24 protein-coding genes, 3 pseudogenes and 1 riboswitch are annotated in these 26488 nt (G+C 28.3%); of the genes and pseudogenes, 25 read left to right on the top strand and 2 right to left on the bottom strand.

The features are described from left to right. The first annotated feature begins 17 nt into the window (after positions 1-17). The 4 genes and pseudogenes from xdh (at position 18) to msrB (ending at position 4964) form a co-directional block, all read left to right on the top strand. The gene (xdh, locus tag HMPREF0216_RS03925) at positions 18-2573 is read left to right on the top strand and encodes a selenium-dependent xanthine dehydrogenase (RefSeq protein ID WP_005211413.1); all 2556 of its coding nucleotides are present in this window, start codon (positions 18-20) and stop codon (positions 2571-2573) included. Between the two features lie 54 nt (positions 2574-2627). Continuing rightward, positions 2628-2710, top strand: a riboswitch (cyclic di-GMP riboswitch). Between the two features lie 158 nt (positions 2711-2868). After that, positions 2869-3084, top strand: a complete 216-nt coding sequence (locus tag HMPREF0216_RS03920; protein ID WP_005211412.1) for a hypothetical protein — start codon at positions 2869-2871, stop codon at positions 3082-3084. 153 nt (positions 3085-3237) lie between these two features. Then, positions 3238-3985, top strand: a pseudogene (locus HMPREF0216_RS03915) (hypothetical protein). A gap of 22 nt (positions 3986-4007) precedes the next feature. Further along, positions 4008-4964: a peptide-methionine (R)-S-oxide reductase MsrB gene (msrB, locus tag HMPREF0216_RS03910; protein ID WP_005211400.1), complete on the top strand. Its 957-nt coding sequence runs from the start codon at positions 4008-4010 to the stop codon at positions 4962-4964. A gap of 93 nt (positions 4965-5057) precedes the next feature. Here msrB and alr read toward each other — a convergent pair whose 3' ends face one another. After that, positions 5058-6218 (bottom strand): alanine racemase, encoded by a 1161-nt coding sequence (alr, locus tag HMPREF0216_RS03905; protein ID WP_005211398.1) that lies wholly within the window; start codon positions 6216-6218, stop codon positions 5058-5060. 183 nt (positions 6219-6401) lie between these two features. Between alr and HMPREF0216_RS03900 the strand changes: the two genes are divergently transcribed. From HMPREF0216_RS03900 to HMPREF0216_RS03875, 6 genes and pseudogenes are all read left to right on the top strand, one after another. Continuing rightward, a complete protein-coding gene (locus HMPREF0216_RS03900) occupies positions 6402-7634 on the top strand; it encodes a peptidase U32 family protein (protein ID WP_005211396.1) in 1233 nt (410 codons plus the stop codon). A gap of 297 nt (positions 7635-7931) precedes the next feature. Further along, a complete protein-coding gene (locus tag HMPREF0216_RS03895; RefSeq protein ID WP_005211392.1) occupies positions 7932-8492 on the top strand; it encodes a DUF5317 family protein in 561 nt (186 codons plus the stop codon). Further along, positions 8486-8959, top strand: coding sequence for a hypothetical protein (locus HMPREF0216_RS03890; protein ID WP_005211390.1), 474 nt, complete (start codon positions 8486-8488; stop codon positions 8957-8959). The genes HMPREF0216_RS03895 and HMPREF0216_RS03890 overlap by 7 nt, the downstream gene beginning before the upstream one ends. Further along, positions 8946-9599 carry an accessory gene regulator ArgB-like protein gene (locus tag HMPREF0216_RS03885; RefSeq protein WP_005211389.1) on the top strand — a complete coding sequence of 218 codons (654 nt, stop codon included), beginning with the start codon at positions 8946-8948 and terminating at the stop codon, positions 9597-9599. The genes HMPREF0216_RS03890 and HMPREF0216_RS03885 overlap by 14 nt, the downstream gene beginning before the upstream one ends. Positions 9600-9604: 5 nt before the next feature. Beyond that, a complete protein-coding gene (locus HMPREF0216_RS03880) occupies positions 9605-9730 on the top strand; it encodes a cyclic lactone autoinducer peptide (protein ID WP_005211387.1) in 126 nt (41 codons plus the stop codon). 61 nt (positions 9731-9791) lie between these two features. Next, positions 9792-11503, top strand: a pseudogene (locus tag HMPREF0216_RS03875) (bifunctional diguanylate cyclase/phosphohydrolase). 169 nt (positions 11504-11672) lie between these two features. Here the strand turns inward: HMPREF0216_RS03875 and HMPREF0216_RS03870 are convergent. Next, complete coding sequence (locus tag HMPREF0216_RS03870) at positions 11673-12281, bottom strand: class I SAM-dependent methyltransferase (RefSeq protein WP_005211375.1); 609 nt, start codon at positions 12279-12281, stop codon at positions 11673-11675. Positions 12282-12458: 177 nt separating this feature from the next. Here HMPREF0216_RS03870 and HMPREF0216_RS03865 point away from each other — a divergent pair, with 177 nt between their 5' ends. The 15 genes and pseudogenes from HMPREF0216_RS03865 (at position 12459) to HMPREF0216_RS03795 (ending at position 26486) form a co-directional block, all read left to right on the top strand. Further along, positions 12459-13550, top strand: a complete 1092-nt coding sequence (locus tag HMPREF0216_RS03865; protein WP_005211372.1) for a ribose-phosphate pyrophosphokinase — start codon at positions 12459-12461, stop codon at positions 13548-13550. A gap of 77 nt (positions 13551-13627) precedes the next feature. Next, positions 13628-13813 carry a hypothetical protein gene (locus tag HMPREF0216_RS03860; RefSeq protein ID WP_040418794.1) on the top strand — a complete coding sequence of 62 codons (186 nt, stop codon included), beginning with the start codon at positions 13628-13630 and terminating at the stop codon, positions 13811-13813. A gap of 30 nt (positions 13814-13843) precedes the next feature. Beyond that, positions 13844-14734 (top strand): DUF6734 family protein, encoded by an 891-nt coding sequence (locus tag HMPREF0216_RS03855; RefSeq protein WP_005211369.1) that lies wholly within the window; start codon positions 13844-13846, stop codon positions 14732-14734. A 203-nt stretch (positions 14735-14937) separates the two neighbouring features. Next, on the top strand, positions 14938-16131 hold the full coding sequence (locus HMPREF0216_RS03850; RefSeq protein ID WP_040418792.1) for an acetate kinase: 1194 nt from the start codon (positions 14938-14940) through the stop codon (positions 16129-16131). Between the two features lie 135 nt (positions 16132-16266). Further along, positions 16267-16839 (top strand): hypothetical protein, encoded by a 573-nt coding sequence (locus tag HMPREF0216_RS03845; RefSeq protein ID WP_005211365.1) that lies wholly within the window; start codon positions 16267-16269, stop codon positions 16837-16839. Positions 16840-16861: 22 nt separating this feature from the next. Continuing rightward, positions 16862-18106: an NAD(P)-dependent oxidoreductase gene (locus tag HMPREF0216_RS03840; RefSeq protein ID WP_005211358.1), complete on the top strand. Its 1245-nt coding sequence runs from the start codon at positions 16862-16864 to the stop codon at positions 18104-18106. Between the two features lie 67 nt (positions 18107-18173). Beyond that, a complete protein-coding gene (locus HMPREF0216_RS03835) occupies positions 18174-19151 on the top strand; it encodes a TRM11 family SAM-dependent methyltransferase (RefSeq protein WP_005211356.1) in 978 nt (325 codons plus the stop codon). Positions 19152-19369: 218 nt separating this feature from the next. Continuing rightward, entirely contained in the window at positions 19370-19891 is a 522-nt protein-coding gene (gene infC / locus HMPREF0216_RS03830) for a translation initiation factor IF-3 (RefSeq protein ID WP_005211354.1), read from the top strand. Between the two features lie 20 nt (positions 19892-19911). Further along, a complete protein-coding gene (rpmI, locus tag HMPREF0216_RS03825; RefSeq protein ID WP_005211352.1) occupies positions 19912-20109 on the top strand; it encodes a 50S ribosomal protein L35 in 198 nt (65 codons plus the stop codon). A gap of 26 nt (positions 20110-20135) precedes the next feature. Beyond that, the gene (rplT, locus tag HMPREF0216_RS03820; RefSeq protein WP_005211350.1) at positions 20136-20495 is read left to right on the top strand and encodes a 50S ribosomal protein L20; all 360 of its coding nucleotides are present in this window, start codon (positions 20136-20138) and stop codon (positions 20493-20495) included. 141 nt (positions 20496-20636) lie between these two features. Next, entirely contained in the window at positions 20637-21317 is a 681-nt protein-coding gene (locus HMPREF0216_RS03815; RefSeq protein WP_005211342.1) for a PHP domain-containing protein, read from the top strand. Positions 21318-21497: 180 nt separating this feature from the next. After that, complete coding sequence (gene asrA / locus HMPREF0216_RS03810; RefSeq protein WP_005211340.1) at positions 21498-22511, top strand: anaerobic sulfite reductase subunit AsrA; 1014 nt, start codon at positions 21498-21500, stop codon at positions 22509-22511. Between the two features lie 3 nt (positions 22512-22514). After that, on the top strand, positions 22515-23309 hold the full coding sequence (gene asrB / locus HMPREF0216_RS03805; protein ID WP_005211339.1) for an anaerobic sulfite reductase subunit AsrB: 795 nt from the start codon (positions 22515-22517) through the stop codon (positions 23307-23309). Positions 23310-23321: 12 nt separating this feature from the next. Next, complete coding sequence (gene asrC, locus HMPREF0216_RS03800) at positions 23322-24305, top strand: sulfite reductase subunit C (protein WP_005211338.1); 984 nt, start codon at positions 23322-23324, stop codon at positions 24303-24305. Between the two features lie 100 nt (positions 24306-24405). Further along, positions 24406-26486 (top strand): annotated as a pseudogene (locus HMPREF0216_RS03795) (molybdopterin oxidoreductase family protein). The last annotated feature ends 2 nt before the right edge of the window (positions 26487-26488 follow it).

Below are 26488 nucleotides of genomic sequence, written 5' to 3'. Positions count from 1 at the left end.
AAGTCGGAGTGTGAAATATGGTCAGCTTTTTATTGAATGGCGAATTGTGCCAAATAGAAGAGGATAAATCTTTAATTAAATTTTTAAGAAATGATAAAAATTTAATATCAGTTAAAAATGGATGTTCAGAAGGTGCTTGTGGTGCCTGTATGATATTAGTTAATAATAAAGCTATTAAGGCATGTGTATTGAAAGGAAAAAATGTTGCTGGCAAGGAAGTACAAACTCTTGAAGGTTTAGATAATAAATTAAAAGAAGTATTTGTATATTCATTTAAAAAAGTAGGTGCAGTACAATGTGGGTTTTGTATACCAGGAATGATTATAAGTGCAACAGCTTTGTTAAAGAAAACAATGAATCCGACAGAAGAAGAAGTAAAAAAATCACTTTTAGGGAATATATGTAGATGTACAGGGTATAAAAAAATTGAAGAAGGAATTTTAATGGCCGCAAAAATATTGCGAGAAAATAAAGAAATTAAAGAAGAATGTAACGGGAAGATAGGGGATAGACTAGGAAGGATAGATGCAGAAAATAAAATACTTGCAATTGACGGATATTGTGATGATTTAAAGGTTAAGGGAATGCTTTATGCTGTTGCGCTTAGGCCGGAATATCCTAGAATATTTATAAAGGATATAGATTATATAGACGCTATTAAATTAGAAGGAGTAGTTAAGGTTGTTACAGCAGATGATGTTCCAGGGAAGATATACTGTGGACATTTGAAAAAAGATTGGCCTGCTTTAATTGCTGTTGGAGAAGAAACAAGGTATGTTGGAGATACTATAGCTTTGGTAGTAGCTAAGAGTGAAGAAATTGCAAGAAAAGCAGTAAATTTAATAAAAGTTGAATATGAAATATTAAAGCCAATAACTTCACCTAAAGAGGCTATGAATAGTAAATCAGATAAAATTCATAAAGATGGAAATATATTAGCTAAAGAAGTGCTAAAAAGAGGAAATGTAGATGAGGCAATAAAAAAATCAAAGTATGTTGTAACAAATAAATATTCAGTACCATTTACTGAGCATGGTTTTTTAGAGCCAGAAAGTGCATTGGCAGTTCCAACAGATGAGCAATTATTAGTTTATACAGGCACTCAATCTGTATATGATGATTTAAATGAGATTTCCTCTTTGCTTGGTGTGGAAAAAAGTAAAATTAGAGTTATTTCTAAGTATGTTGGTGGTGGTTTTGGTGGCAAGGAAGATATGAGTTGCCAGCACCATGCAGCATTATTAGCCTTTTTAACAGGAAAACCTGTAAAGATGACATTGAGTAGAAATGAAAGTATAAAAGTTCATCCGAAAAGGCATGCTATGGAAATGGAATTTACTACAGCTTGTGATGAAAATGGAAAATTAACTGCAATGAAAGCGAGAATAGTTTCAGATACAGGAGCCTATGCATCACTAGGAGGTCCAGTATTACAAAGGGCATGTACCCATGCATCAGGTCCATATAATTATCAAAACATAGAGGTTGAAGGAGTGGCGGTTTATACCAATAATCCTCCGGCAGGTGCATTTAGAGGATTTGGAGTAACACAATCAGCTTTCGCAAATGAATCAAATATAAATAAGCTTGCAGAATTAGTAGGAATATCACCGTGGGAAATTCGATGGAGAAATGCCATAGAACCAGGTCAGGAGCTTCCCAATGGACAAATTGCAGATAAAGGAACTGCTTTAAAAGAAACTTTATTAGCAGTTAGAGATCAGTATGAAAATAATAAATATGTAGGCATAGCATGTGCATTTAAAAATTCAGGTATAGGAGTAGGGATACCAGATATAGGTAGAAGTGTTTTGGAAGTTAAAGATGAAGAAATTATTATAAAAACATCAGCTGCTTGTATGGGACAAGGAGTAGGAACTATACTGATTCAAATAGTATGTGAAGCTACCGGAATATCTATAGATAAAATAAAGTGGATAAAACCAGATACTAAATTAACGCCAAATGCTGGAACGTCCACAGCTTCAAGACAAACATTATTTACTGGAGAAGCAACGCGAATAGCTGCTATAAAATTGAAAAATGCTCTTAAAACAAGAAGTTTAAAAGAGATTAATGGGCTGGAGTTTTATGGTGAATATAATGGAGAAACTGATAATATGGGAAGTGCTAAAAAAAATCCTATAAGTCATGTTGCTTATGGCTATGCAACTCAGGTAGTTATATTAAATGAAAAAGGAAAAGTTGAAAAGGTTATTGCAGCTCATGATGTAGGAAAGGCAATAAATCCTTTAAATATTGAAGGGCAGATTGAAGGTGGAGTAGTTATGGGACTTGGATATGCATTAACAGAAGACTATCCGTTGAAGGAGGGAGTTCCTACAGCTAAATTTGGAACATTGGGATTGTTTAAATCAAATATGGTTCCTGAAATAGAAAGCATAATAATTGAAAAAAATAATGTAGAGCTTGCTTATGGAGCTAAGGGAGTTGGAGAAATAACATGTATTCCAACAGCACCAGCTGTTCAAGGGGCATATTATAAGTTAGATGGAAAGTTTAGAACTAAACTACCCTTAGAAGATACATTTTATATTAGGAAATTTAAATAGTATAATTGTGGAAATATTGAAATGTATAGGGTAATATGGTATAATTCAAAAGCAAAATTTAATAGGCAAACTTAAGGAAACTTAAGGACGCAAAGCTATAGGGACTAAAGTAAAAATTATGTCAGCCAGTTGCAAAGAGTAATTATACTTTTTCTTGAATGTTAGAATCATATTTATTTAGTGATTTTATATTTATCTAAGCTACTCTTTTAGGGTGGCTTTTTTATTATTAGCTAATAGTAAATTAATTTTAAATTACATAAAAATAACAAAGTGTGAAGGTTGGGGATAATACGTGCTTTACAGGGTAATCATAAGAAAAGAGAATAAAAAATATTTTTTTGGAAAAACATATAATAATAAAAAGTATAAGATAATGAAGAATGAATATAGTAAAAAGCTACATTTAGGAAGTGATATTTATTTTTATGCAAAAAGAAGTGAGGGATTATTTATTGATACTTTAATTCCAATTTCAGATGAAGAAGCAGGGGTAAGGGATATTAGATAATTGAATAGAAAGATAGATAGTTATAAAGTTACTCAGTTAAGGGTAGCTTTAATTTTTTATTTAAATTACGTTGATACATTAATACTTATAGATAGGTGATAATATTTAAATAGATAATATTAAGTATTAAATCAATAGATAAAGAGGCAAAATATGAATAAAACATTGATATATTATAAGGACTTTATAAAGGAGTTACCATTAAAAAGTAAATATACAAAGGATGAATTACTAATAGATAAATTTTTAATTGATAAAGAAAATAATATAGAGATATATTATGCACCCCATAATGAATATTTAAATAAAAATGCTAAGATATTTATAGTAGGAATAACTCCAGGATTTCAACAAATGAACAAAGCTATTGTAACAGCAAGAGAGGAATTAGAAAAAAATAAGAGTATTAATGAAATTCAATATAAATGTGAAAGTTAAGCTAGATTTAGTGGAAGTTTAAGAAAAAATATTATAAAAATGTTAGATGATATAAAATTAAATGAAGCTGTGCGTGTAAAGAGTTGTAGCCAGTTATTTGATGAAAGTGATTCATTATTGCATACAGTATCATTAATTCCATATCCTGTTTTTATAAATAAGGAAAATTATACAGGACACACACCTAAGCTTATTAAAAAGTAAATTCTTAATGGGATATGTATACAATAATTTTATAGATGAATTTAATAACTTAAATAACAAAGAAAATATATTATTAATACCTTTAGGAAAGGCTGTTGAAGAAGTTTTATTAAAGTTAAAGGACGAGGGAATATTAAGTGAAAATCAAATTCTTATTGGCTTTCCCCATCCATCAGGTGCAAATGTAAATAGGTTAATTCAATTTGAGGAAAATAAAAAGAAGATGATTGAATTTATAGAGTGGAAGAAGTTTCAATAATTAATTGAAGGAGGGAACGATTATGAGTTCAATTAAAAGGGCAATTTTTGCTGGAGGATGTTTTTGGTGCATGGTAAAACCATTTGATTCATATGATGGTGTAAAAAAGGTAGTAGTAGGATACACTGGCGGACATATAAAAAATCCAACATATGAACAGGTATGTAGAACAGATACAGGTCATTATGAAGCTGTAGAGATAACATATGATGAAGATATAATAAAATACGTTGAATTAGTTGAAGCTTTTTTTATGAGTATTGATCCAACGGATGAAGGTGGTCAATTTAATGATAGAGGTAAAAGTTATCAAACAGCAATATTTTATACTGATAATGATCAGAAGAAAATAGCAGAGGCATATAAGAAGGAGCTAAATGATAGCGGAATGTTTAATGCTCCAATTGTAGTTAAAATATTAAAAGCTGAAGAGTTTTATGAAGCTGAAGAATATCATCAAGACTACTATAAAAAGAATCCATTTAGATATAAGCTTTATTATTCTAGATCTGGTAGAAAAGATTTTATAGAGAATACATGGAAGGTATCTGATGAAAAGAAAAATGAACTTAGAGAAAATTTAACATATATGCAATATAAGGTAACACAAAAAAACTATACTGAACCACCTTTTGATAATGAGTATAATAATAATTTTGAAGAAGGAATCTATGTTGATATAGTAACAGGAAAACCATTATTTTCATCAAGGGATAAATTTAATTCAGGATGCGGATGGCCAGCATTTTCTAAGCCTATAAATAAAGGGTATGTAAAGGAAGTGGAAGACTTTAGCCATGGAATGTTTAGAACAGAGGTTAGAAGTAATTATGGAAATTCACACTTAGGGCATGTATTTCCAGATGGCCCTAATGAATTAGGTGGATTAAGATATTGTATAAATTCAGCAGCACTAAAATTTATACCTAAGGATAAAATGAAAGAATTAGGGTACGAAGACTACTTAGATAAAATATAATTAAATTTTATAGAAGGAATATTAACCTTTAGGTCTATTCCTTCTAAATATTATAAATTTTTCGGTATCACGCTTATTATCAATATAACTCTATTATACGTTGTTTTTAACATTAATTATTTCGCCGTTTTTAATATAGGCTCTAGGAACCCTGTTTTTTAATAGACAAAGAACTTCATAGTTAATACTATCTGCACATTTAGCAAGATCATCAGCATTAAATTTTAACTTATCAGTTTCACCAAGAAGAATTACTTCATCACCAGTTTTTACATTTTCTATATCGGTAACATCAATCATAAATTGGTCCATGCAGATATTTCCTACTATATTGGCAAATTTTCCATTAACTATTACTTTAGCTTCGTGTTTTAATTTTCTTATATATCCATCAGCATATCCAATTGGAATAGTTGCAATAACGCTTTTCCTTTCTGTTTTAAAAGTTCTGTTATAACCAATATAGCTATCCTTATCTACTTCTTTAACATGAGCAATCTTAGCCTTTAATGTTAAAGCTGGTTTAATTGATAAATTATCTTTGTTAATATCGTTAGATGGATAGTATCCATATATTATAATTCCAGCTCTTACAGCATCTAAATAAGTATTAGGCATGTCTATGATTGCTCCGCTGTTTGAAGCGTGTTTTAATGGGATATCAATACCATATTCCTTAAGTCTATCAACAAATTCTATTATTTTATTAAATTGAAATTCTGTATAGCTTTTATCTTTCTCATCAGAGCTTGAGAAGTGAGTAAATATACCAACAACGTCTAAGCCTTTATAAGAACATATTTCAATAACTTTATTAAGACTATCCAAATTAGGCATGAATCCTATTCTACCCATACCAGTATCTAAGGCAATGTGTACTTTAGCTTTTTTATTCATGCTTAAAGCCAAATCAGATAGTTCTTTAGCATAATCTATATCATAAATAGTTTGTTCTATATCATAATTAATTAATTCTTCACCAAGGTAGTTTGGTGTATATCCAAGAATCATTATAGGTGCTGTAATATTATTTTTTCTGAGTTCAATTGCTTCGGTAAGCATTGCAACAGCCAGCCTAGAAGCACCATTTTCTAAAAGACAAGGAACTACATCTGAAGCTCCATGACCATAGCAATCAGCTTTAACAACAGCCATTACTTCTTTATTACCAGCTAATTTTTTTATATTTTTCATGTTATTTGCAATTACATCTAAATCTATTTCAGCCCATACAGGTCTCATTATTTTTTCCATACTAACACCCCGATTATTTCTTAACTCTATATTATTATTGTATTAGAAATATTATATAATGGTAAGAGCCACTTGTGGTATAAATTTTATTAAGAGTGGTACCATATTAGTTTTTCGTTGAATTAAATTAATAGTGGTATATAATAATCATATAATATAATTTAAGTAAAAGGATGAAGTTTTATGACAGTAAAATATAAAAAGCCGGAACTATTAGCGCCAGCTGGAAGTTTAGAAAAGTTAAAGATAGCATTTCAGTACGGAGCAGATGCAGTTTATTTCGGAGGATCAGCTTTTTCTTTAAGAGCAGCAGCGCAAAATTTTACATTTGAAGAAATAAAAGAAGGAGCAGAGTTTGCTCATAAATTAGGGAAAAAAATATATTGTACAGTAAATGTAATGCCAAGAAATGAAGGAGTAGAACAGTTACCAGAATTTTTAAAAAAACTAGAAGAAGCTAAAGTAGATGCTGTTTTAGTATCTGATCTTGGAGTTTTTAGAACTGTACAAAAGAATACTAATTTACCAATACATATTAGTACACAAGCTAATACAGTAAATTATGAAGGATGTAATATGTGGCATGAATTAGGTGCAGAACGTGTGGTTTTAGCTAGAGAGTGCTCATTAAAAGAAATAAGAGAAATAAGACAACATATACCTGAAGAATTAGAGCTAGAAGTTTTTGTTCATGGTGCAATGTGTATGTCATATTCAGGAAGATGTTTACTTTCAAGTTATATGACAGGTAGAGATTCTAATAGAGGTGCCTGTGCTCAAAGTTGTAGATGGAAGTATTCTTTAGTAGAAGAAAAAAGACCTAATGAATATTTTCCTATTGAAGAAGATGAAAATGGTACATATATAATGAATTCAAAAGATTTATGTATGATAGAGCATTTACCAGAACTTTTAGAAGCAGGAATTTCTTCTCTAAAAATTGAAGGTAGAAATAAAAGTGAATACTATGTTGCAATAGTTGTTAATGCTTATAGAAAAGCAATTGATTTATATTATGAAGATCCAGAAAATTATAAGTTACCTAAAGAATTATTAGCGGAAATGTACAAAGTTAGTCATAGAGAATACAATACAGGATTTTTCTTTAATGAACCTAAAAGTGATGCAATAATATATCATACTAATGACCATGTTAGAGAATACGATGTTGTTGCTATAGTTCAAGAATATGATGAGAAAAGTCAAATTGCTTTATGTAAGCAAAGAAATAAATTTGTGAAAGGTGATAAAGTTGAAATTTTATCACCTGGTTCAATGGGGCAAAGTTTTATAGTTGAAGAACTTTATAATGAAGAAGGAGAAGCTATTGAAGGCTGTCCACACCCAGGAATGATGTGTAAGGTTAAGATTCCATTTAAGGTTGGAAAAAATAGCTTCTTGAGAAAAGAACTTTAATTGGAAATGGCAAATTATAGATGTAAATTTATAAAGTGTTAAAACTCTTAATGGTTTATGAATTTTAATCTATATTTGCTATTTTTTATTTCATACTTAATAAATTTTAGTGAAAATATTCAAATGTATAGAAAAATTTATGTAAAAATATATGTTTTTATGTAATAAAAATAGTTTATATGTATAAATTTGAAATAAAAATAGCAAAAATATAGAAAAAAGTAGAAAAATAATGATATAATATAATAAAATTACAAAAAAGTTCTTTAAGAAAAGGTTTATAAGTTTGGTGAAACAATGTTTGAAACTATATTAATAGCAATAATAATAGCAAAATTAAAGAGATATGATATAAAGCTATTATTTAAAAATTGGACAATATATCCTATTATTATTTTTGAGTTTATCTATTTTATTGGACAAACTATGATTTTTAAAGGAAATTATGAAGTAGTAGGATTATTACAATCATTAAAATCTATATATTTAATGATGTACTTAATATTAATATTTAAATATGAAATATATTTAGAAGCCATAATTGGAGCTGGTTGTGTTATTTTAGGGGGAATTTTAAACGATATAGCAATAAGGAGTAATGGAGGTTTTATGCCTGTTTTTCCAAGCTTATCATACATAACAGGATATGCAAAGCCAGAAGGATTTGGTTTAGTCAATGATTTTCATATATTAGGAAATTCTCAAACAAATTTAAAAATACTAACAGATTACATAGATTTAGGATATAGCATACTAAGTATAGGAGATATATTGATAAGAATTTTTGTGTTTTTAATAATATACAAATCTATAGTTAAGAGTAATAAATTAACAAAAGAGGATGATGTGAAATGTTAAAATTAACGATGTTTGAATTCGTAATAAGAAGTATACCAGAAGTATTTGTATTTATGTTTGCGGCATATGCATTTTCAAAAACTAAAATAGATAAAAAAATATATATTTTATCAAGTTTACTTTTGGCTGTTGCTGTGTTTGTTATAAGAGCATTACCTATAAATTATGGGGTTCATACAATATTGAATATTAGTTTTATGACTATTATTTCAAATAGTATAAACAAAATAGAAATAATATCCTCAGTAAAGGCCGCCATAATAATGGCAATAATATTATTTGCTTCTGAAGGAATCAATGTTTTTATACTAAAGTTTTTACTGGGAGATAGATTAACTATGATATTAAGCAATCCTGTATTAAAAACAATTTATGGATTGCCATCACTATTAATATTAGCTTCAATAGTTATAGGATATTATATATTTTTAGGAAAAAGGAACAAGCTTAGAAATGGATATTATTAATGTTGTATGTGAAAAAATTTCTAATAATATTGCAAATGAATTAGAATTAGATAATGAAAAAAAGAGTGTTGTAAATTATGGAATATTTGCATTTATTCAAATGAGTATTTCTATAATATTTGTTTTTATATTCGGAATCATATTTAATGTTGCTACTGAGGCTTTAATAATAACTTTTACAATAAGTATATTAAGAAAGAGTTCAGGAGGTGTCCATGCTAGCACTCCAAGCATATGTACAATAATAGGTACAATTGTGGGGGTTGGTTTTGCATTATTAATAAAATTAATAGAGTTTAATTTAATATTTGTAATCATACTTGGATTAGTAGTGTTTATATGGTCGTACATAACAATAAATAAATTAGTACCAGTAGATAGCTTAGCAAAACCAATAAAAAGTGAAGCAAAAAGAAGTAGATTAAAGAAGAAATCACTAAGAATATTGATGATTTATGGGATTATAGTTATTTTAAATATTACAATTTATAGTTATATAAATAAATACTATTTACTAATCTATTCTTTATGTATATATATAGGACTAGCATGGCAAGTATTTTCTTTAACTGATATAGGAAATACGGTATTAAGTAAAATAGATAGCTATTTAAGCTTAATTTTATTTAAAAGGAGGTGAGGATAATGAAAAAGAAAATTTTAATGGGAATAGCAGCAGTAGCTACAGTATTTGCATCTGTAATATCTACTTCAGCATGTTATTTTTCTTTTTATCAACCTGAAGAACCAGAATGTTTAAGAGAAGAATAATAAAGAAAAGGGACTATACAGTATATTTGTATTAGTCCCTTATTAATAAGAGGGATTTAAAATGACTAAGGAAAAAAATCACAAACAAAAGCAGATAGAAGAAATAGTTTCTGTAGTAAAATTAGCTTCGCTTTTTTTAGTTGGAATAATTTTATATAATGATGTATTAGGAGTACAACAACATAATATTTTAACTCTTGAAAGTTATTATGCTATGATAGCTTTTTTTATTCCATTAATAGTTTTAGTTTCTATTTACTTTGTATGGTCATTTATAATGAAGAATAAAATTAAAAATAAGTATAGTAATATTTTAAACATTATTGAAGCATGTTTATTTATGATTTTATTTGTTGGAATTATATTACTTAGTGGATCGCATGAAAGCAAATATAAGTTTGTATTTCTATTTATAATTATAACTACAACAATACAATCAGGAATGAAGCAAGGACTTATAGTAGCTACAATTTCATCTTGTACAATACTATCTATAGACATTCTTAGTGCTCCAAATATGATTGTTAATAATTATTTTGAATCAGACTTGATTTTAGCTGGAATATTCATTTTAACGGCATGGCCTTTAGGTTTTTATGTTAAAATCGAAAGTGAGCACATTAAAAAATTGGAAAATATAGCAAATGTTGATGGGCTAACTGAGTTATATAATCATAGATATTTTCATGAAATATTAAGAAAAAGTATTAGTGATGTTAATAAAAATGGTGGGTTTGTGTCATTAATATTTATAGATATAGATTATTTTAAGCATTATAATGATTTGTATGGACATCAAAAAGGGGACTATGTATTAAAAAAAGTAGGAGAGGTTATTAAAGGTTGCATAAGAACTAATGACATTGTTGCTAGATATGGGGGAGAAGAGTTCGCAGTAATTTTACCTAATACTAATGAAGCAACAGCAGTTCTAATTGCAGAAAAAATAAGAAATAATATAGAAGAAACATATTTTGAAGGCGAGGAAAATCAGCCTAATGGTAAAATAACTTCATCAATTGGAGTGTCAATTTATCCTGAAAAATCTAATAGTGATATAGAGCTTATAAAAAATGCCGATGATGCATTATATAGAGCTAAATTCTTTAAAAAAAATAGGGTTAAACATATACATCTATTTTAGATGATATTAAAGAAAATATAGATGAAAAGGATCTAGAGCTTGTAACATCTATAAAAACTTTAATTAGTGTAATAAATGCTAAAGATAGGTATACATATGGGCATGTTGAGAGAGTGGTTATTTATAGTAGAATTATAGCCGAGGGACTAGGATTAGATATTGAAGATAAAAATAATTTGGTTTATGGGGCATATTTACATGATATAGGTAAAATAAATATCAGTAAAGAAATACTAAACAAAAAAGGAAAATTAACGGATGAAGAGTGGAATGAACTTAAACAACATCCTGAAAATGGTGTTGAGATAATTAAACCTGTAAAAAGTTTGGAAAAAGTAATACCATTAATTTTGCATCATCACGAACGATATGATGGAAAGGGGTATCCGTATAATTTAAAAGGAGAAGAAATACCTTATCTTTCTAGAATTTTAACTATTGCAGATAGTTTTGATGCAATGACATCTAGTAGACCTTATAATATAAGAAAAAGTTATGATGAAGCATTAGAAGAGCTTAAAAGGTGTAAGGGATTACAGTTTGACCCTGAACTTGTAGATAAATTTATAGAAATATTATCTACTCATTCTGATAATGCATTAATAAATGATATAAGAGCAATAAAATAAAGAAAAGATGAACTGAGTTATTAACTTAACTATTGAAATTGATAAGATTTATAGTAAGTGTAAAGTAAAATAGAGAGTAGCAGCTTTATATAAGAAGTAGCTATTCTCTATTTTATTTTTATAGTATGCCTTAAATAACTAAGTTGAGTTTTAGAACATTGTTTTTTGTTTAGTATGTAAAAGTATATATTAAAAATTTTTGTCTATTATCGAATTTAAAAAAATTGGAAATTGTGATTTCGTCTTTTAATACAAAAGCTGTGTAGTTATCCAAGTAATCAATATATTCATCAGATGGATAATATAAAATTAAATCAATACTTCTTGGATTATTTTCTATTGAAATTAAAATGTTATTTAATACTTTTATAAATATTTGTAATGAAAATGGATTAAAGAAATAAAATTTATTATCAAAATTTGAAATTTTATATTCTTCTGCAAATATGTTTATAAAGTTTATTTTATCTTTATTCTTATTAGAATTTTTAGAATATGTTTTTTTATTATTTATACAAGTATCAAAATAGTTAGAATTCATTTCAATACCAGTAACGGTAGAACCAAAAAAGTAATTAGCATAAAAAGCAAGCCTACCTTTGCCACAACCAAAATCAACTATAGTATCGGTATTTTTTATGGGATATTCTTTAAAAAGAGTTTCTAGAGCAGTGTAAGATGTTGCTTCATATCTATTATAATGGTGCGACTCATAAAAACCTTGCTGTTCACCTGTAGTTTTTATATTAAATAATTTTTCATAATAATAATCGTTCATAAATTATTCCTTTCTAAAGTAAAATGTGATTTAATTAATATGATAGCATAAAAAAATATCTAAACAATCAATATTAAAATATAATAATTAATAAATAGTGTTTATTATTTTGTGGTAATAGTATATACTATTATTGTTTAGAGCTTTTTTATAATTTAATGTAAAGGGGAAGAATTGATGGCTGAATTAAATCATGAATTAGGAATAATAGCATTAGAAAGTTGTAAAGAATTAGGGAATGCTATTGATAAGCTTATACAAGAAAAAAGAAATACTAATGATTCATACCTTATACCAATTGATGAAATAAGATTTTCAAATGGTGAAGGAAAAGTTAAAATTTCTGAGAGTGTTAGAGGAAAAGACATTTATATACTATGCGATATAGGAAATTATAGCTGTACATATAAAATGTTTGGTTTTGTAAATCATAAAGGTCCAGATGAACATTTCCAAGATATAAAAAGAACAGTTTCAGCAATAAGAGGTAAAGCTGCAAAGATAACAGTAATAATGCCATTACTATATGAGTCAAGACAACATAGACGCAAGGGAAGAGAATCTTTAGATTGCGCATTAGCACTTCAAGAGCTAGAAAGATTAGGTGTAAATGAAGTACTTACATTTGATGTTCATGATCCAAATGTACAAAATGCAATTCCATTATTATCATTTGAAAATTTCTATCCTACATATGATATAGTAAAGGCACTTGTTAAAACAGAAGAAGATTTAGAATTAAATAAAGACAAACTTATTGTTATAAGTCCAGATACTGGAGCTATGGATAGAGCTATCTATTATTCAAGTGTATTAGGTGTTGATGTTGGATTATTCTATAAGAGAAGAGATCATTCTACAATAGTTAATGGTAAAAATCCAATAGTACAACATGAATATATGGGTAGGGATGTAGCAGGAAGAGATGTACTAATAGTTGATGATATGATTGCATCTGGTGAATCTGTTTTAGATATAGCTACAGAATTAAAGAAAAGAAATGTTAAAAATGTATATGTAGCAACAACTTTTGGATTCTTTACAGAAGGACTTGAAAAGTTTAATAAATTCCATGAAGATGGAATAATAAAAAGAGTATATTCAACTAATTTAACATATATACCAGATTCATTAAGAGATGCTAGTTGGTATAGAGCTGTTGACATGTCAGAATTAGTATCTAAAATAATAAATAAGTTAAACCACGATAAATCTATTGCTTCTTATATGGATGCAACAAGAGTAATACGTGACTTATTAAACGAATAGAGATATAATATATTATAGTGTGTGGAAATAAATGTATTTCCACTAGCTATAATATTTTTTTTGAAAAGGAGAAAGGGATGAAGAAAAGTTTAGGGTGGGAAAAAAACTTTGATGGAAAGATTAATGAGGTTGAAAATAGCACTTCTTATGCTTCAGAGTTTTTAGAAATTATGAAGAGAAAATTTAGTGAAGAGGAACAAAATATAAATTTATCGAGTCAATCAACTTCAGGATTTGGAGGATATGGATTAAATATTATTTAAAAAGTATTTATCTAGGGAAGGAAAAATATAATGATAGAAGCATTTCACTCTAATTGGACAGCACCATTTTTTGAATTGAATTCACATAATGAATATTATATTGAAGATTTTGAAATTTTAACTCCTATTATTTCAGCATTAAAATGGAGAGAAAAAAATGGTGCTATAAGGATGATTACTGATGAAGTAGGAGCTGAATACTATAAAAACCTAGGTATTGATTCAATATGGGATTTAGGTATTGATTTATCCTTAAATAATATAAAAGATGATATTGATAGGAGTTTGTTTTGGGCTGCTGGGAAAATATATGCATTAAAAACGCAAAAAGAACCTTGCGTTATGATAGATACAGATTTTATTGTATGGGAGTCTATTGAAGAAATTTTAAAAAATCAGAAGATATGTACAATTCATAAAGAGAAAATCACTAATGAAGTGTATCCTGATAAATATTTTTTTGAGATGAAAGATGGCTATATATTTGATAAAGATTGGGATTGGAGTGTACTACCTAGTAATACTGCATTTACATATATAGCAGATGAAAAATTTAAAGAGTATTATACAAAATGTGCAATAGATTTTATGGAAAATTTAATTGGTGGAAAAGATAGAATAGTTAATATGGTTTTCGCAGAGCAAAGATTATTATCTATGTGTGCAAATAAAATGGATATACCAATTAAAGAAATAATGAGTTTAGAGGATTTGTTTGGAAATAAGCAAAAAATCTTTACTCATACTTGGGGATATAAGGATTCTATGAAGAGGAATTATATTAAAAGAAAAGATTTTTGTATTAGATGCATAAAAAGAATAATTAATGATTACCCAGAATATGAAGGAATTCTAGCTAATATAAAAGAACTACAACCTTATTATAATGAAATTAAATATTTAAAGTTAAATAAAAGTTAAAATATTAAATAGTAAAACTTGTATAAGATTACTTTAAAAATGGATACTAAATTTAAAGAGATTTTATATAAGTTTTTTATTTATAAATTTATATAATTTATAGAGTTTTCAGATAAAATAGAATAATGAATCTTTTAAGGTATTTTAGAAAAATAGTGATATTATATAAATATATAATAAATATTAAGAGGAGTTGAGAAATTTTGAAGACTTTAGTAATTAACTGTGGTAGCTCATCTTTAAAATATCAATTAATAGATATGAGCACTGAAAAAAGCTTAGTTCAAGGATTAGTTGAAAGAATAGGAATAGAAGGATCTTTATTGACTCAAAAAGTTGAGGGTAAAGAAAAGTACGTTATAAATGAAGATATAAAGAATCATAAGGATGCAATAAAATTAGTTTTAGATGCATTAGTTGATCCAAACCATGGTGTTATTAAGTCGATGGATGAAATTTCAGCTGTTGGACATAGAGTTGTTCATGGAGGAGAAAAGTATTCAGATTCAATATTAATAGATGAAAATGTATTACAATCAATTAAAGATTGTATAGTTCTTGCGCCTCTTCATAATCCGCCAAATGTTATTGGAATAGAAGCTTGTATGGAACTAATGCCAAACACTCCTATGGTTGCAGTATTTGATACAGCATTCCATCAAACAATGCCTAAGCATGCGTATATTTGTCCATTACCATATGAATTATATGAAAAGTATGGAGTGAGAAAGTATGGTTTCCATGGAACTTCACATAAATATGTATCTTATAAACTTGCAGAAGTAATGAATAAAGATATTAAAGATTTAAAGATAATTACTTGTCACTTAGGTAATGGATGTTCATTAGCCGCTGTTAAAAATGGTAAATCTGTAGATACATCTATGGGATTCACACCACTTGCAGGGGTTATGATGGGAACTAGATCAGGAAGTATTGACCCTTCAGTTATTAGTTTTTTAGTTGAACAACATGGTTATACAATTGAGCAAGTGGATGAATTATTAAATAAGAAATCTGGAGTTTTGGGTATTTCAGGAGTGTCATCAGACTTTAGAGATGTTTTAGCTGCAAGTGAAGAAGGAAATAAGAGAGCTACACTTGCTTTAGAAATATTCTACTATAAAGTAAGAACTCAAATTGCTGCTTATGCAGGAGCAATGGGGGGAGTAGATGCTATAGTATTTACAGCTGGAATTGGAGAAAATTCATCGATAACAAGAAAAGAAATATTAAAAGGATTAGAATTCTTTGGATTTACTATAAATGATGAAAAGAACAGTATTAGAGGAGAAATACAAGAAATATCCAATGAAGATTCAAAAGTTAAGGTGTATGTGATACCAACTAATGAAGAGTTAATGATTGCAAGAGATACAGCTAAATTAGTAAAATAAAAATATATTAAGGTGTGTAATTAAGATTAAATTGCTAATATTTAATATAATTACACACTATTTTTTATACGTAAATTTGAATTATATTAATAATTAATATGTTATAATATTTATTATTATAAAAAGGAGGCTATTATGAGTAATAAAATAATGCTAACATATGAAAATGGAGAGTTTAATGTATATATTAATGAAACTGTAATATATAATGATAAAGATATAGAAAATTCTTTTATTAAGTTTAAACAAGAGGTAAAGAATAATGCTGGTGCAAAGAGTGATTCTTGGGAAAGTGTAGAAGAAAACATAAAAGCATATTGTTTAAGTGGATTAGAGATTAATAAGGAGTTTAGAACTATATCCTTTGGAAAAATGAAATACTTTTATAATACAGATAAAGTTTTTTATATTGAAAATGATAGTATGATATCTTTAGATGGTGGGTTTAAGCTGTTTAATTTTATAATAAATAAAATTAGCCAAAAAGAATTAGCTGATGAAGTATCATTATTAGAATTATGTAAAATTGCTATGATAAATAAGGCTATTTTTAGTATAAATGAAGATTGTATTATGATATTAAGCCCAATGTTTAGTTATGGAAAAGTTGAATTTAATTTTACAAATAAGAAGATTAATAAGGGGACAACAAGTGAAAAAGGAACTTTTGAAGACTTTAAGAACTATGTTTTAGAAATATTTAAATAATTATTTATTTTGAGGTGTACAGATGAAAAAATTATTATTAGAAGCAGATAGATGTTTATTATGTAAAAATCCAAGATGTAAAAATAATTGTCCTATAAGTACTGAAATTCCAGAAGTCATACAAATGTTTAAAGAAAATAAAATAATGGAAGCAGGAAAAGTTTTATTTGATAATAATCCGTTATCATCAGTATGTGCTATAGTTTGTCCTCATGAAGATCAATGTAAGGGAAATTGTATAAGAGGAATAAAAAGTGAGCCAGTTAGTTTTTGTGAAATTGAGGAATATATTTCTAATGAATATTTATATAACTTAAAATTCGAAGATATAGAAAAGAAAGATGAAAGTATTGCTATAATTGGAGCTGGTCCAGCAGGAATAACTCTATCTATTATCTTAGCAAGAAGAGGATATAAGGTTACTCTTTTTGATGCCCATGAAAAGATTGGTGGAGTTCTTAGATATGGTATTCCAGAATATAGACTACCGAATTCAATTATAGATAGATATGAAGAAATATTAATAGGGTTAGGTGTTAAAATAAGACCAAATACTTTAATTGGACCTGTTATCACATTAGATAAATTATTCTTTGATGGGTATAAGGCTGTATTTATCGGTACAGGTGTATGGAATCCTAAGACTTTAAATATTAAAGGAGAATCTTTAGGAAATGTACATTATGCCATCGACTACTTAAAATCACCAAATGTTTATAAATTAGGCAAAAAAGTTGCTGTAATAGGCGCTGGAAATGTTGCAATGGATGCAGCAAGAGTTGCTAAAAGAAATGGTGCAGAGGAAGTTTATATACTTTATAGAAAAGGATTTGAAAATATGCCTTGCACAAAGTTTGAATTAGAAGAAGCAAAAGAAGATGGAATTAAGTTTGAATTATTTAAAGCACCAATAGAGTTAACAGAAGATGGTGTTAAATATATTGAAACTAAAAATGAGATCACTGAAGATGGAAGAGTTAATACAGTTACTTTAGAGGGAACTGAGGGTGTGTTTGAATGTGACTCAATAATTATTGCAGTAAGTCAGTCACCAAGAAAGAATATAGTAGCAAATACTACAGGACTTGAAACTAACAAATGGGGATTATTACTTACTGATGAAAAAGGGCATACAACAAGAAAAGGTGTATTTGCTTCTGGAGATGTTGTAACAGGTGCGAATACTGTGGTTCATGCAGTGGCATATGCAAAGGTAGTTGCAGATTCAATTGAAGAGTATTGTTTATCAGCTAGAGCTGAAAAATAATGATATAACTTGCATTAAGAACTTATATTGCTAATTAAATTTATAAGAATAATATTATTATAAGGGGGTGTTTAAAATTAATAATAAAAAAATAATTAGTGATTATGAAAATCCCCTAGGAAAATATTTTTATTTTATAAATTGTTCGGATATGGAAAATGAATTATGCAATATGGAAATGAAGAGTATCTTTGGAGTAGTTCCTAATGAAAAATATTTATTCTCAAGTAAGGATTTTAATCCATCTAGAAGTCCGTTTATAAAATCCAAGATTCGTATAATATACATAGAAGATACATTAGAGAAAATAATTAATAATATCAAAGAAAATAAAATATCCTATGATGATTTTAAAGTTAATTATGTAAAGAGTGAAGATAATGATGTATCTTATGAAGAGCGTCTTAAGGCAGTGCGAGAAATAGGGTTTGTTATAACAGGATTTCCAGATATACATAATCCAAAGATTAATTTAGCTATAACTAAGGTAAAAGATAAATGGATATTTGGAGAATTTGTAAAGAATGATTTTAGGTGGCAAAAGCATAATGATAAGCCACATTCTTATTCTAATGCAGTTACGTTAAGAATGGCTAGAGCTTTAGTTAATATTGCAGTTGGAGATAATAAAAGAAAGCTTAAAGTTGTTGATCCATGTTGTGGTGTTGGAACTGTTGTTATAGAAGCACTTGATCTGGGAGTGGATATTAAAGGATATGAAATAAGTAAACCTATAGCTTGTAATGCTAGAAATAATATTGAGTATTTTGGGTATAATAGGGATATAATAACTAGTGGAGATATGCATAATATAAAAAATATCTTCGATGTTGCCATAATAGATATTCCTTATGGTTTATTTTCTCCAGTGACTTTAAAAGAGCAAGTTGATATAATTAATAAAGCAAGAGCCATATCCAAAAGATTAATTATAATTACTTGTGAAGATATGGATGATTTAATAATTAAAGCAGGTTTTAAAATATTAGATAAGTGTTATATGATTAAAGGTAGCGTTAAAAGAGAAATTAGTATTTGTGAATAAATACTAATATTAAAGTGTTTGACAATATGTTGATACGATGCTATAATAATCTTTGTCAAGAAGAAACAGCCGTTTCTCGCCTTACGGCTAAGCTTAGTAAGGTAATGAACTTATTGAAATTTTATCTAGAAGTATGTCTAGATTTTTTTAATAATACGAGGGCGGCATAATTTGCTGCCCTTTTATTTATATATTTTTCTTGATAGATTTTATCGGAGGTGAATGTTATCAGTAAAAACTTTACTTGTAATGAAAGTATTAGAGAAAGAGAATTAAGAGTAATTGACGCAGATGGTAGTCAATTAGGAGTAATCTCTAGAAATGAAGCTCTACAAATAGCAGAAGAGAAGGAATTAGATTTAGTAATGATTTCTCCAACTGCGGTGCCACCAGTATGTAAAATAATGGATTTAGGCAAATACATTTACGAGCAATCTAAAAAGGAAAAAGAAGCTAAGAAAAAGCAAAAAGTTACTGTCATTAAAGAAATCAGATGTAGTTTAACTATTGAAGAAAATGACATTGCAATTAAAGCTAAGAATGCTAGAAAGTTCTTATTAGATGGGGATAAAGTAAAAGTCACTGTTAGATTCAAAGGTAGAGAAGCAACATTAGGTCATCTAGGATTAAAAATCTTAGAAAACTTTGTTTCAAAGCTTGAGGATGTTTGCATGGTTGAAAAGCCAGCAAAACAAGAAGGAAGAAACATGACAATGGTATTAGCCCCTAAAAAAGCATAACCAGAGAGGAGAATATTATCATGCCAAAAATGAAAACGCACAGAGGTGCAGCTAAAAGATTTAAAAAGACTGGTACTGGAAAGTTAAAGAGAGCTAAAGCTTTCAAGAGCCATATCTTAACAAAGAAAAGTGCTAAGAGAAAGAGAAACTTAAGAAAAGCTGCTTACGTTTCAACTACTCAAGAAAAAGCAATGAAGAAATTATTACCATACCTATAATATAGAGGACTTAGGAGGAATACAAAATGGCAAGAGTTAAGAGAGCGGTAAATGCTCGTAAGAATCATAAAAAAGTTTTAAAGCTTGCAAAAGGTTACTACGGTGGGAAGAGCAGATTATTCAGAACTGCTAACGAATCTGTAATCAGAGCTTTAAGAAATGCATACGTTGGAAGAAGATTAAAGAAGAGAGATTTCAGAAGATTATGGATAGCAAGAATTAACGCTGCTACAAGAATGAATGGTCTTTCATACTCAAAATTCATGAACGGAATCAAGTTAGCTGGAATCGACATGAACAGAAAGATGTTATCTGAAATAGCTATCAACGATCCAAAGGCATTTGCAAACTTAGTAGAAACTGCAAAAGCTCAATTAAACAAATAGTTTAAAGCAAAAAAATTTGTTTTACATAAAGCAATCCTTTTGGATTGCTTTTTTTATATTTCAATATATTAATATTTTTATAAACAATATTATAAAAATATTAATATATTGAAGTGTATAATAAATTTAAGGTAAGAAAAAATGTATAAAAGGGGAGATTTTCATATACATTCAACTTTTTCTGATGGTGGATTATCGCCAGGTGAAATAGTTCACTTAGCCAAGCAAAGAGAAGTAGATATAATTTCTATAACAGATCATAATAATACAGATGGAGTAGATGAGGCTATAGAGGAAGGAATGAAAGTGGGAATAAGAGTTATTCCAGGAGTTGAATTATCGACTAAGTATAATGAGTGTAGAGTCCATATATTAGGATATTTTAAGGATGATAGTTATAAAAATGAGTTGCTAAGGGAAGTTCTTTTTAAAGTTAAGCATAAAAGGATAAGTGATATTAGAAATATATTCGATGGAGCAATTGATTTTTGTGGCTACAAAAATAAAATATGTGTTAAAACAGGCATTGATATATTAAGATTTTTTGGTGCAACAGTTGTTTTAGCACATCCAGTACTTTTATGTAATAGAGATTTATATAAAATACTTAACTTAAATTTTGATGGAATAGAAGCAAAGTATTTTAAAAATACAGAAGAGGATACTAAATATTTCATTAATTTTGCTAATGAGAGAGGAATAATTTATACAGCAGGTTCTGATTTTCATGACTATATAGAATATTATAGAATTCATGGAATGATAGGTGATGTTTATCTAGATGAAAAAGAAATAGAAAGATTTTTAAATGTACTGATATAAAATTATAAATAATAATATATTTTGAGCTATATGAAGATAGAGTAAGTTAGAGTTTTAATATTAGAAATAAGACTTTAATTTACTCTTTTTTATTTAGAAAATATAAGTAAAAGGAATAAATGAATATAAAAGAATAATTTTACAAAAGATAAAGTCATGAAAAAAGAGAGGTGATAATTAATGAAGATTAAAATTACTGTACAAGAATTTGATGACATAATAAAAAATATAAGTGATAGATATAAAGTAATTGCGCCAGTATCTATACCCTATGCAGGACAATATTCAGATACTGATGTAATTAGATATGAAGAAGTAAAAAGTATTAAGGAAATTGAATTTGATCGTAAGTCACATTTTACAGCTAAAGAAGTAGTTATGCCAGTTACAGAAACTTTATTTTATTACAATGAAGATGAATATAAAATTCCATCAATAGATGAAAGAAAAATGTTGGTATTTATGCGTTCATGTGATATTCATGGCTTACATCGTATAGATAATGTATATTTAAAAAATGGAAAAGAGCCAGACTACTATTATAAGAGACTTAGGGATAAGGTTAAGATAGTTTTAATAGGTTGTTCAAAGAGTTTTAGAAATTGTTTTTGTGTAAGTTTTGGAACAAATAAAACAGAAGATTATTCACTAGGGGTTAAGGTAGATAAAGGTTATGTTTATATAGATATAAAAGATGAAGAATTTAAAGATATATTTATTGGAGAGAAAGCAGATTTTAATATTGAATTTGTATCTTCTAATGATGTTACAGTAACATTACCAGAAAAATTAAATCCATTAGAGGTAGCAGAAGCAGAACTTTGGAGAGAATATGATTATAGATGTATAGCTTGTGGAAGATGCAATCTTTCTTGTCCAACATGCTCTTGCTATACAATGCAAGATATAGTAAGCCAAGATAATACTAAATGCGGAGAAAGAAGAAGAGTAGGTGCATCATGTCAAATTCCAGGATTTTCTTTAATGGCTGGAGGTCATGATGTTAGAGTAAGAAATGGCGATAGAATGAGATATAGGACCATGCATAAGATGTATGATTATGGAGAAAGGTTTGGACCACAAATGTGTATAGGATGTGGAAGATGTGATGATGTATGTCCTCAATATATATCAATATCAACTGCTATGAATAAAGTAACTCAATTTGTTAAAAGTAAGCAAAAGGAGGGGTAAAAGATGGAAAATGAATATATTCCTTATGAAGTAAAAATTTTAGATATTATCAAACATACTCCAAAGGAATGGACTTTCAGGGTGAATAGAAAATGTGATGAAATAAATCCGGGACAATTCTTTGAGATTTCTATGCCTAAATATGGAGAGTCTCCAATATCAGTATCAGGATTTAGTGATGAATATTTAGATTTTACAATTAGAGAAGTTGGAAAGGTTACAGAAGAAATATTTAAATTGAATATAGGAGATATTATAAGGTTAAGAGGACCATATGGAAATGGATTTGAAATAAAAAATTATGTGGATAAAGAAATAATAATTGTATCAGGGGGAAGTGGATTAGCACCTGTTAGAGGAATTTTAGAGTATTTTTATGCAAATATAGATAAGTGTAGAGGAGTAACATTAATATGTGGATTTAGATCTCCTGATGATATTTTATTTAAAGAAGATATAGAAAAATGGAAGAGTAAATTTAATGTAATATTAACAGTTGATAAAGGGGATGAGGAATATAAAGGGAAGGTTGGCCTTGTAACTAAATACATACCAGATCTTAATATAAGTGATAAAAATAATGTTTCTGTAGTAATTGTTGGACCTCCAATGATGATGAAATTTTCAATAATTGAATTCCAAAAGATTGGTATAGAAGATTATAATATTTGGGTTTCTTATGAAAGAAAAATGTGTTGTGGACTAGGAAAATGTGGCCATTGTAGAATGAATACAACTTATATATGTACTGATGGCCCAGTATTTAATTATGCTTTTGGAAAGACTTTATATGATTAGGAGGGGTAGGTTATGGCTCTTATACATGATTTGAATACAAGAAAGACAATGAAAAATGCCTTTAGAATAACTAAAAATAAATATATGACAGCAGTAAGAATTAGAATTCCAGGAGGTTCAATTCGTACAGATACATTAAAATTAGTTGCAGATCTTGCTGATAAATATGGAGATGGAAGAGTTCATATTACAACAAGACAAGGATTTGAAGTATTAGGTATTCCAATGGAGCGTATGAATGAGGTAAATGATGCACTTCAACCTATTATTGATAATATGGGGACTAATCAAAATCATAAGGGCAATGGATATCCTTCAGCAGGTACGAGAAATATAACTTCTTGCATTGGAAATAATATTTGTCCAAAAGCTCAATATAATACAACTGAATTAGCAAGAAAAATAGAAGATATGGTATATCCAGATGATTTGCATGTAAAAATAGCAGCAACAGGATGTCCAAATGATTGTATAAAAGCTAGAATGCATGATATAGGTATAATCGGAATGTGTTTGCCTGTTTATGATTCTTATAGATGTATATCTTGTGGAGCTTGTGTAAAGAAATGTAAGCAAGTATCAACTACAGCATTAAGTGCTAAGAATTATAAGGTTGTTAGAGATCCAAGTAAGTGTATTGGATGTGGAGAGTGCGTCTTAGCTTGCCCTAATAATGCATGGAGTAGGAGTCCTAAAAAATATTTTAGAGTTGTTATTATGGGGAGAACAGGAAAAACAAACCCAAGAATTGCAGAAGATTTTATAAAGTGGGCAGATGAAGATACTGTATTAAAAATTATAGAAAATACATATAAGTTTGTTAGAGAATATATAAGCCCAGATGCACCTTATGGAAAAGAGCATATTGGGTATATAGTTGATAGAGTTGGATATAAGGAATATAAAAAATGGGCTTTAGATGGAGTAAATTTACCAGAGATAGCTGAAGTAAGTGAAAATGTAAATTGGGGAGGAGTACATTACATGAGAAAGTAATGTGGATAACAAAAATAAATTTACATAAGGATATTAAAAAATTAATAAATTATAAGTATTTTATGGAGATATAGAATTAATTAAAGAAGGAGTGATTTAATTGAAAGTTGTAAGATCTACTTGTAATTATTGTTCTATAGCATGTAACTTAGATTTTCATGTTGAGGACAATGGTTTTATTAAGAGAGTAGTGCCTACTAGTGATTATCCTGTTAATAAGGGTTTTTGCTGTGTAAAGGGATTAAATTTAGATAAGCAAAATACTGAACATGAAAATCCTGTACTTCCACTTTTAAGAGATAAGAATGGAGAATTAAAACAAATACAATGGCAAGAGGCATTTGATTTATTTGCTAAAAGAGTAACAGAGATACAAGAGAAGTATGGTAAAGAAAGTTTTGCATTTTTAAGCACAGGTCAATTAGCTACAGAAGAGATGGCATTAGCAGGGCATATAGGAAGAACATTTTTAGGTGGTAATGGGGATGGAAATACAAGACTTTGTATGGCTACTTCAGTAGTTGCGTATAAGCAAAGCTTTGGATTTGATGCTCCACCATATACTTTTAATGATTTAGAGCATTCTGATGTAATTATATTTATTGGTTGTAATCCTGTAGTTGCACATCCAATTCTTTGGGGAAAGACTAAAAATAATAAAGATTGCATAAAGATCGCTATAGATCCTAGAAGAACAGAAACTGTAAGCAATTGTGATATGTGTAGATAGATATAAAACCAAAATCAGATTTAACACTTTTATATACATTATCAAATGTTCTTATTGAAAAAGGTTGGATTGACACTGATTATATTGAAAAATACACAGAAGATTTTGAAGGTTTTAAAGAACATGTAAAAAAATATACATTAGAAGATGTTGAAGAAAAAACAGGTATATCTAAGGGCAGAGTTTTAGAGCTGGCTGAAATAATACATAAGGGGAAAAGAGTATCATTATGGTGGACTATGGGAATAAATCAAGGATATCAAGCAGTAAGAACAGCACAAGCAATTATAAATATAGCTTTAATGACAGGAAATATAGGTAGACTTGGAACAGGGCCTAACTCTATTACTGGTCAATGTAATGCTATGGGCTCTAGACTTTTTAGTAATACTACAGGACTTTATGGTGGAGGGGAATATGATAATGAGGCAAGGAGAAAAGCTGTAGCAGAGGCTTTAGATATAGATCCTGAAATGTTACCTAAGAAGCCTACTCTTCCTTATAATGTTATAATAGATAAGATAAATTCTGGAGAAATAAAGGCTTTATGGGTAATAGCAACTAACCCTATAGTTTCTTGGATAAATAATTTAGACTTTAAAAAAGCTGCTGAAAAATTAGAATTCTTAGTTGTAGAAGATATTTATGCAGATACTGAAACTACTAGTTATTGTGATTTATTATTACCTTCAGCCAATGGATTAAAGAAAGAAGGCGTATTAATTAATACAGAAAGAAGACTGTCAAAGCTTGATCCAGTATTAGAAAAGAAGGAAAATGAATTAACAGATTATGATATTATGTTGGGTATAGGTAAAGCTTTAGGAATGGGAAAATTATTAGACAAATGGAAGACACCAAGGGATGCATTTGAAACATTAAAAGCATGCACTAAAGGAATGCCTTGTGATATTACAGGTGTGGATTATGATATGTTAAAAGATTCAAGGGGAGTACAATGGCCATTTAGAGCAGGTGAACAGTTAGAAAAAGATGAAAGAAGACTTTTTGAAGATAATAAGTATTATACACCAAGTGGAAAAGCTAAATTTATTTATGAAGATGTAGCACCAGTAACTTATGAACAATCAGATGAGTACCCTTACTTATTTAATACAGGAAGAGGAACTGTTGGTCAATGGCATACACAAACAAGAACTAGAGAGATACCGGATGTTTTCTCTATAGTTCCTCATGAAGGATATGTAAATATAAATACAGATTTAGCAAATGAATTAGGAATAAAGGATAATGAAACAATTAAAATAACCTCACCAAATGGTGTAAGTAATAACTTTCTTGTTAAGCTAAGTAGAAGTGTTAAAAAAGATCAAATATATGCGCCAATGCATTATATAGAAGCAAATTCACTATTACCATCTATATTTGATACATATTCAAAAGAACCCAATTTTAAATATGTGCCAGTAAAAATAGAAAAGATTAACTAGGA

The sequence above is a fragment of the Clostridium celatum DSM 1785 genome (genome assembly GCF_000320405.1).
In the GTDB taxonomy this organism is placed as follows: Bacteria; Bacillota; Clostridia; order Clostridiales; family Clostridiaceae; genus Clostridium; species Clostridium celatum.
This window is presented reverse-complemented; position numbering and strand designations above follow the sequence as displayed.

Bases quoted from the DNA above. Each gene is read 5' to 3' on its own strand.
- rpmI (WP_005211352.1), top strand. From the start codon at position 19,912: ATGCCAAAAATGAAAACGCACAGAGGTGCAGCTAAAAGATTTAAAAAG.
- HMPREF0216_RS03860 (WP_040418794.1), top strand. From the start codon at position 13,628: ATGAAGAAAAGTTTAGGGTGGGAAAAAAACTTTGATGGAAAGATTAAT.
- HMPREF0216_RS03845 (WP_005211365.1), top strand. From the start codon at position 16,267: ATGAGTAATAAAATAATGCTAACATATGAAAATGGAGAGTTTAATGTA.
- HMPREF0216_RS03815 (WP_005211342.1), top strand. From the start codon at position 20,637: ATGTATAAAAGGGGAGATTTTCATATACATTCAACTTTTTCTGATGGT.
- HMPREF0216_RS03840 (WP_005211358.1), top strand. From the start codon at position 16,862: ATGAAAAAATTATTATTAGAAGCAGATAGATGTTTATTATGTAAAAAT.
- HMPREF0216_RS03865 (WP_005211372.1), top strand. From the start codon at position 12,459: ATGGCTGAATTAAATCATGAATTAGGAATAATAGCATTAGAAAGTTGT.
- HMPREF0216_RS03900 (WP_005211396.1), top strand. From the start codon at position 6,402: ATGACAGTAAAATATAAAAAGCCGGAACTATTAGCGCCAGCTGGAAGT.
- HMPREF0216_RS03870 (WP_005211375.1), bottom strand. From the start codon at position 12,281: ATGAACGATTATTATTATGAAAAATTATTTAATATAAAAACTACAGGT.
- msrB (WP_005211400.1), top strand. From the start codon at position 4,008: ATGAGTTCAATTAAAAGGGCAATTTTTGCTGGAGGATGTTTTTGGTGC.
- alr (WP_005211398.1), bottom strand. From the start codon at position 6,218: ATGGAAAAAATAATGAGACCTGTATGGGCTGAAATAGATTTAGATGTA.
- HMPREF0216_RS03895 (WP_005211392.1), top strand. From the start codon at position 7,932: ATGTTTGAAACTATATTAATAGCAATAATAATAGCAAAATTAAAGAGA.
- xdh (WP_005211413.1), top strand. From the start codon at position 18: ATGGTCAGCTTTTTATTGAATGGCGAATTGTGCCAAATAGAAGAGGAT.
- HMPREF0216_RS03880 (WP_005211387.1), top strand. From the start codon at position 9,605: ATGAAAAAGAAAATTTTAATGGGAATAGCAGCAGTAGCTACAGTATTT.
- HMPREF0216_RS03855 (WP_005211369.1), top strand. From the start codon at position 13,844: ATGATAGAAGCATTTCACTCTAATTGGACAGCACCATTTTTTGAATTG.
- rplT (WP_005211350.1), top strand. From the start codon at position 20,136: ATGGCAAGAGTTAAGAGAGCGGTAAATGCTCGTAAGAATCATAAAAAA.
- asrB (WP_005211339.1), top strand. From the start codon at position 22,515: ATGGAAAATGAATATATTCCTTATGAAGTAAAAATTTTAGATATTATC.
- asrC (WP_005211338.1), top strand. From the start codon at position 23,322: ATGGCTCTTATACATGATTTGAATACAAGAAAGACAATGAAAAATGCC.
- HMPREF0216_RS03885 (WP_005211389.1), top strand. From the start codon at position 8,946: ATGGATATTATTAATGTTGTATGTGAAAAAATTTCTAATAATATTGCA.
- asrA (WP_005211340.1), top strand. From the start codon at position 21,498: ATGAAGATTAAAATTACTGTACAAGAATTTGATGACATAATAAAAAAT.
- HMPREF0216_RS03890 (WP_005211390.1), top strand. From the start codon at position 8,486: ATGTTAAAATTAACGATGTTTGAATTCGTAATAAGAAGTATACCAGAA.